At 69.4% G+C, this 7,212-nt stretch carries 7 protein-coding genes; 4 read left to right on the plus strand and 3 right to left on the minus strand.

The genetic code is table 11. The features are described 5' to 3' along the window. A partial coding sequence (locus AC6EI8_RS22335) for a cobaltochelatase CobT-related protein (protein WP_498382903.1) occupies nucleotides 1-997 on the plus strand: 997 nt, incomplete at its 5' end. 108 nt (nucleotides 998-1,105) lie between these two features. Here the strand turns inward: AC6EI8_RS22335 and AC6EI8_RS22340 are convergent. Next, nucleotides 1,106-1,879 (minus strand): sulfite exporter TauE/SafE family protein, encoded by a 774-nt coding sequence (locus tag AC6EI8_RS22340; RefSeq protein ID WP_149316264.1) that lies wholly within the window; start codon nucleotides 1,877-1,879, stop codon nucleotides 1,106-1,108. Further along, nucleotides 1,876-2,973: a phosphate acetyltransferase gene (gene pta / locus AC6EI8_RS22345; protein ID WP_498382904.1), complete on the minus strand. Its 1,098-nt coding sequence runs from the start codon at nucleotides 2,971-2,973 to the stop codon at nucleotides 1,876-1,878. Before pta ends, AC6EI8_RS22340 begins: the two co-directional genes overlap by 4 nt. A 492-nt stretch (nucleotides 2,974-3,465) precedes the next feature. Here pta and tauA point away from each other — a divergent pair, with 492 nt between their 5' ends. Genes tauA through AC6EI8_RS22360 form a run of 3 tightly spaced genes read left to right on the plus strand, consistent with a single transcriptional unit; the run spans nucleotide 3,466 to nucleotide 6,258 of the window. Beyond that, nucleotides 3,466-4,476 carry a taurine ABC transporter substrate-binding protein gene (gene tauA, locus AC6EI8_RS22350; RefSeq protein WP_226106120.1) on the plus strand — a complete coding sequence of 337 codons (1,011 nt, stop codon included), beginning with the start codon at nucleotides 3,466-3,468 and terminating at the stop codon, nucleotides 4,474-4,476. Nucleotides 4,477-4,532: 56 nt separating this feature from the next. Next, a complete protein-coding gene (locus AC6EI8_RS22355) occupies nucleotides 4,533-5,309 on the plus strand; it encodes a taurine ABC transporter ATP-binding protein (protein WP_498382905.1) in 777 nt (258 codons plus the stop codon). A 10-nt stretch (nucleotides 5,310-5,319) separates the two neighbouring features. Then, nucleotides 5,320-6,258, plus strand: a complete 939-nt coding sequence (locus AC6EI8_RS22360) for an ABC transporter permease (protein WP_407648569.1) — start codon at nucleotides 5,320-5,322, stop codon at nucleotides 6,256-6,258. A gap of 203 nt (nucleotides 6,259-6,461) precedes the next feature. Here AC6EI8_RS22360 and AC6EI8_RS22365 read toward each other — a convergent pair. Then, a partial coding sequence (locus AC6EI8_RS22365) for an IclR family transcriptional regulator (protein ID WP_498382906.1) occupies nucleotides 6,462-7,212 on the minus strand: 751 nt, incomplete at its 5' end.

Raw genomic sequence — 7,212 nt, forward strand, 5'->3', positions numbered from 1 at the left:
GCAGGGAGCCGGTGCCGGCCCCGGCGGCGCGCGCGCCGGCGCCGACGGTGCGCTTGCACCGGGCTACGCGGCCTTCACCACGCGCTACGATCGCGAGCTGCGCGCCGCCACGCTGGCGCGCCAGGCTTCGCTGCAGGCATGGCGCGAACGCCTGGACCGGCGCATCGTCGAGGGCGGCATCAATCCGGTCCGCATCGCGCGCACGCTGTCGTCCGCCTTCGCGATACCGGCCGCCGACGGCTGGTCGTCCGGCGAAGAGGAGGGCCGGCTCGATCGCAGCCGGCTCGCGCAACTGGCCTGCGCCGGCGGCCAGCCGCGCATTTTCCGCCAGCCGCGGCTGCAGCCGCGCACCGACGCGGTACTGAGTTTCCTGATCGATTGCTCGGGCTCGATGAAGGCCCATATCGACCAGATCGCCTTGCTGGTCGACGTGATGACCCGGGCGGCCGATGCCGCGGGCCTGATCACCGAAGTGCTCGGCTTCACCACCGGCGCCTGGAACGGCGGCCGCGTGGCGCGCGACTGGCAGGCCGCGGGCCGCCCGCCATCGCCTGGCCGCCTGAACGAGGTCTGCCATCTGGTGTTCAAGGATGCCGACACCAGCTGGCGCCGCGCACGGACCGGTATCGCCGCGCTGTTCAAGGCCGACCTGTTCCGCGAAGGGATCGACGGCGAAGCGGTCGACTGGGCCTGCGCCCGCCTGCTGTCGCGCCCGCAGGCGCGCCGTCTTCTGGTGGTGGTATCCGACGGCAGCCCGATGGATCGCGCCACCGCGCAGGCCAACGGCGAGCGGCTGCTGGACGACCATCTGAAGGACGTGGTGGCACGCCACGAGGCGCAGGGGCGCATCGAAGTGATGGGGCTCGGCGTCGATCTGGACCTGAGCCCTTACTACCGGCGCCATTTCCCGCTGGATACCTCGCGCCCGCTCGACACGGCGGCGATCGACGCGATCGCGCGCTGGGTGGGGAGCGGGGGACGGGGAGGGCTGGGGTAGCCGGCGCGCCACGGCGTCACGCATAACGTAGCCGAGCGGCTACGTTGAGGGCATTTCGGCCGCCCAACGGCAATAAAGGATACGAGCGGCTACGTTATGCGGTGCGCCTTATGCCGAAGGCGCCGCGAACCACTGCCAGAGGGGCCCGGCCATCAGATACGCGCCCAGCACCACCAGCACCCCGAACGCCACCCGCCGCGTCGCCTCGGCCGACAGCGGCGGCGGGAAGCGCCGTGCCGCGATCGTGCTCAGCGCGACCACCGGGAAGGCCAGCGCGGCCTGCAGCCAGACGTCGCTGGCCAGTTCGCCTTGCCAGGCGCTGTAGGCGGTGCGCACCGCCGAGGTGGTGGTGAAGACCAGGATCAGCGCGCAGCGGATCTGCACCATGTTCAGCGGCTGGCGATAGAACTGGAAGATCAGCGGCGGCCCGGAGACGCCGAACAGGCCGCTGAGCAGGCCGCCGCAGACGCCGCTGACGAAGAAGCTGCCGTCGCCGGAGCGGCTGGACAACGCGGCGGGACGCAGGGCCGCGCCGATGCCGCCGTACAGCACCACGGCGCCGAGCATCAGCTGCAGCACGCCGGCGGCGGTGCCGCTCAGGTAGTGCAGCAGCACGACGCCGGCCACCACCGACGGCAGGATGCCGAGCGTGGCCGCCCGCACCGCGCGCCAGTCGATATGGTGCAGCTTGCCGGGCAGCGCGAGCGCGCCGTTGGCGAGCGTCAGCAGGCTGACCAGCGCGGCCAGCGTGGCGACCGGCGCCAGATGCAGGCCGCTGGCCGCGCCCATCACGATCAGACCCATGCCGAACCCGGTCACGGTCTGGAAATAGCTGCCGAGGCCGAGCAGGGCCAGTACCGGCAGCAAGGTGTCGAGACTCATCGGGACTGCGTGGCTCCCGATGATGTGGTGTCGGTCGCCGGGCCTCCAGCCATGCCCGGCAGCGCCATCTGCGCGCTGGCATCGCCCGCTTCGAGGTCCGCGGCCTGCGCCTGCACCACGGTGACCGCGATAACGTGAAAGATGTCGTCCGCGCTGCAGCCGCGCGACAGATCGTTGGCCGGGCGCCGCAACCCTTGCAGCATCGGCCCGATCGCCACGGCGCCGCCCAGGCGCTCGGCGAGCTTGTAGCCGATATTGCCGGCCTCCAGGCTCGGGAACACCAGCACATTGGCATGCCCATGGACCTGCGAGGCGGGCAGCTTGCGCTCCGCGATCTCCGCGACGATGGCCGCGTCGAGCTGCACGTCGCCGTCGATGGCCAGGTCGGGCCGCAGCGCGCGCACGCGTTGCGTGGCCGCGGCGACCTTGTCGACGGCGGCGTGGTGCGCGCTGCCATTGGTCGAGAACGACAGCATCGCCACGCGCGGCGTCTCCATCAGCAGGCTCTGCGCGCTGTCGGCGGCGGCCATCGCGATCTCGGACAGCGCCTCGGCGTCCGGGTCGATCACCAGGCCGCAGTCGGAGAAGATCAGCCCGCCCTTGAGCGAGTGGAAGGGCTCGCAGAACATCATCAGGAAGAAGCTCGATACCAGCCGGAAGGACGGCGCGATGCCGATGATCTGGATCGCGTGGCGCACCACGTCCGCGGTCGTATGGACCGCGCCCGCCACCGAGCCGTCGGCGTCGCCGGCGCGCACCATCAGATTGGCGAAGCACAGCGGCGCCAGCACGTCGCGCTGCGCCTGCTCGGGCGTCATGCCCCTGGACTGGCGCAGCGCCAGCCATTGCTGCGCGTAGCGGTCCCGCTGCGCGGCGCTGGCGGGATCGACCAGCTCCATGCCGTCCAGCGCGATGCCGTGCCGCTGCGCCGCATCGGCGATGCGGGCGGCATCGCCGACCAGCACGATGCGGGCGATGCCCTCTTGCGTGGCGCGCCGCGCGCCTTGCAGCACGCGCGGGTCCTCCGCCTCGCACAGCACGATGCGCCGGGGAGACGAGCGCGCGCGCTCGATGATGCGGTGGATCGCTTTCATGGCGGGATTGAAAAATGGGATGAAACGTACCGAAAACGGTGATATGACGGAAGGATAGGGCGGCGAGCCATTTCGGTCAACAAAAATCTCGGAAAACGGTACGTGATATGCACTAAAACGGGACAAAACAGCCCGCCACGGTGCGCTGGGGGTGCGAAGACAGCCCCGGAACCGGGCTCCCGGGTGAGGCGATTCGCGCGGTTCGGCGGCCGGCGGGCGCTTGGACCCACGATTGCCGCCCAGTGGCACTATGGCCCGCGCCCCCGGCTGCCTACGATAGCGCTACCCAACGTGCAAGGCGTTGGCCGCCGATTGCCACCACGACGTGGCGACGGCCGATACAAGGACGCGACAGCCGTCCACTGCAAGGAGACATTGGCATGCGACCTGCTTTCTGTCTTCCCCTCCTCGAGTAGGCACCTTGCCGGTGCCTGGATCTCCGTGCCGCTCCCTGCCGCGGCACGCAACCTGTTTTTCTTGAGGAATACGACGATGCGTTGGATCGAGCGTTGGATCAAGCAGTTGGCAACGGGCGCGGTGCTGGCCGCCGCCGTGCAGACGGGCGCGCTGGCACAGCCCAGGGAAGTGGTGATCGCCTACCAGGACATGGTGGTGCCATGGCGCCATGTGCAGGACGCCAAGGAGATCGAGAAGCAGACGGGCTACAAGGTGTCGTTCCGCCAGTTCTCCGGCGGCGGCGACGTGATCCGCGCGATGGCGTCGGGACAGATCGCGATCGCGGAGGCCGGCACCTCGCCGATTGCCTCGGCCCTGTCGCAGGGGCTGGACGTCGAGCTGTTCTGGATTCTCGACGACATCAACGCCGCCGAGGCGATGGTCGCGCGCAACGGCACGCGCATCGAGAGCGTCGCCGACCTGAAGGGAAAGCGCATCGGCGTGCCGTTCGTCTCGACCACGCACTATCACACGCTGGTCGCGCTGGAGCAGGCCAAGGTCGATCCGAAGCAGGTCCGCATCATGAACATGCGGCCGCCGGAAGTCGCCGCCGCCTGGCAGCGCGGCGACATCGACGCGACCTTCATCTGGGACCCGGTGCTCGCGCGCATCAAGCCGACCGGCAAGGTGCTGCTGACCTCGGGACAGATCGCGCAGTCCACCGGCAAGGCGACCTTCGACGGCATGATCGTCAGCAAGAAGTTCGCGCGCGAGAACCCGGACTTCATGGTCAAGTTCGTCAGGATGCTGGCGGCCGCGGACGACAACTACCGCAAGAACAAGGCGGCGTGGACCGCGGATTCGCCGATGGTCAAGACGGTGGCCAGGATCTCGGGCGCCAAGCCCGAGGACGTGCCGGGCAGCATGTCGCTGTACGCCTTCCCGACGCTGGAGGAACAGGCCTCGGCGCGCTGGCTCGGCGGCGGCGCGGCCAAGGCCCTGCAGTCGGCGGCGCAGTTCCTGAAGGAGCAGGGCACGATCCAGACCGTGCTGCCCGACTACTCCGCCGGCGTCAACGCCGAGTGGGTCAAGCGGGCAATGCGTTGAGCCGCTGTCCGTCCCTATCCGCCAGTCATTTGCCAACGACCCAACAGGGAACCGAGATGGCCAAACTCGAAATCGACAACCTCAGCGTCAACTATGGGGGCGCGGGCAGTACGCAGACGCTCGCGCTGTCGCAGGTCAACCTGACCATGGAGCGCGGCGACTTCGTCGTCGCGCTGGGCGCCTCCGGCTGCGGCAAGACCACGCTGCTGTCCTGCATCGCCGGCTTCATGCAGCCGTCCGAAGGGGAGATTCGCCTCGACGGCCACGCCGTCAACGGTCCAGGCGCGGAGCGCGGCGTGGTGTTCCAGAAGCATGCCCTGATGCCGTGGCTCAATGTCGCCGACAACGTCGCGCTGGGTTTGCGCATGCGTGCCGTCGGCCGCGCGGAGCGGCTGCGCATCGCGCGCGACAAGCTGGCGCTGGTCGGGCTGGAGCACGTCGCCGACAAGCCGGTCTATCAGCTGTCGGGCGGCATGCAGCAGCGCGTCGGCATTGCACGCGCGCTGGCCAACGATCCGGCGGTGATGCTGATGGACGAACCGCTCGGCGCGCTCGATGCGCTGACGCGCGAGTCGATCCAGGCGCTGATCCTGAAGCTGTGGGCACGCGAGCAGAAGATCGTTTTCTTCATCACGCACAGCGTCGAGGAGGCGCTGTTCCTGGCCACGCGGCTGATCGTGATGACGCCGTCGCCGGGCCGCATCGCCCACACCTACGAGCTGCCGTACGCGCGCCGCTATATCGAATGTGGCGATGCGCGCGCCGTCAAATCCGATCCGGATTTCATTCGCCATCGCGAGGAAATCGTCGACCTGATCCATGCCACGCCATAAGGATAAGCCGATGCCTGCCACCGTTCAGAGCCTGTCGGGCGCGCCGCGCGCGCCGGGCGCCATCGTTGCCGACGAGATGTCTTCCACCACGAACGCCGCCGCCGTTGGGTCGGTGGGGCCGGCGGGGCCGGCCGCGCCGGCACGCAAGGTCCGCACGGTCTCCGGTTACCGGATGCCGGGCGAGGGCTCCAGCTCGCGGATTTCCGCGGTCACCGTGGTGTCGCTGCTGGTACTGTGGTGGGTCGCCAGCCATTTCGGCTGGGTGCCGCCGCTGTTCCTGCCGACGCCGGAGTCGATCGGCAAGGCCTTTGTCGATGCGTGGAACGGCAATGTGCAGGGCGGCCTGCCGCTGCTCGACCACTTCTGGGCCAGCATGGTGCGCGTGTTCGGCGCCTTTGCGCTGGCGGCCATCACCGCGGTGCCGGTCGGCGTGCTGATGGGCGTGTCGCGCATCGCGCGCGGCGTCTTCGATCCGCCGATCGAGTTCTACCGGCCGCTGCCGCCGCTGGCCTATCTGCCGCTGATCGTGATCTGGTTCGGCATCGACGAGACCTCGAAGGTGCTGCTGATCTTCCTGGCCTGCTTCGCGCCGATGGCGATGTCGGCGCGCGCCGGCGTGCGTTCGGTGACGATCGAGCAGATCAACGCGGCCTATTCGATGGGCGCCACGCCGTGGCAGGTGATTCGCCATGTGGTGTTGCCGGCCGCGCTGCCCGACATCCTGACCGGCATGCGCATCGCGATCGGCTTCGGCTGGACCACGCTGGTCGCCGCCGAGATGGTGGCCGCCACCGCGGGCTTGGGCCAGATGGTGCTCAACGCCTCGAACTTCCTGCGTACCGACGTGGTGGTGATGGGCATCGTGCTGATCGGCCTGATCGCCTATGGCTTCGATCTGCTGATGCGCGGCGTGGAGAAGTGGCTGGTGCCGTGGAAGGGAAGGGCTTGATGCCTCATGCTCTCGCGCGGGTTGCTCCCCTCTCCCGCAAGCGGGAGAGGGGCTGGGGGAGAGGGAAAACGCCGCTCGATGCAGCGCCATCGTTCGACGCCGCGTGGTTGCCCTCTCCCTGCCCTGTCTCGCAAGCGGGCGAGGGAATGCAAAAGGGATGTCGAGACGTCGCGCGAGATGGCAGCCCCGCGCGCTCGCCTTCCTCAGAACGTCGATGCCAGGTCCCGTGCCGCCTGCTGCAGCCGCGGCACGAATTCCAGCGAACGCGACAGCGGCGAGCGCACCGTCGGCGCGTGGACCGCGAGGGCGGCCACCACCTGGCCACGCTCGTCGCGCACCGGCACCGCGACGCAGCTGATGCCGGCGACGAACTCCTCGTTGTCGACGCCGATCTGCTTGTGGGCGCAGCGGTCCAGCTCCGCCTCGAGCAGTTCGACATCGGTGATGGTGTTCTGCGTGAAGCGTTCCAGCGGCAGTTGCTTCACCAGCGCGCGGCGCTGCTCGCGCGGCAGCAATCCGAGCAGCAGCTTGCCGCTGGCCGAGCAGTGCAGCGGCACGTGGGAGCCCGGCTTCAGGTCCAGCCGCAGCGGCCAGGGCGCCTCCATGCGGTCCAGATACAGCACGGCGCTCTCGTGCAGCATGGTCAGGTTGACGGTCTCGCCGATGTCCTCGACCAGCCGCGACAGGATCGCGTGGCGCAGTTGGCGGGTGCCGGAGTGCGTGACGATGGCCACGCCGAGGCGGGCCAGCCGCGGCCCGACCGCATAGGCGTTGCGCGCGCCGGGTTCGCGGATCACCAGTCCGCCCGCTTCGAGCGCGCCCAGCATCCGGTGCAGCGAGGCCTTGGGCGCCTCGAAGCCCTGCATGATCTCCGCCAGCGTCAGCGGCCGGTCGGCCGCGACCAGGAATTCGAGCAGCGCGAAGGCGCGCAGCGTGGGCGTGTCGCCACGGTCG

The organism is Cupriavidus sp. R6-3, assembly GCF_059772245.1.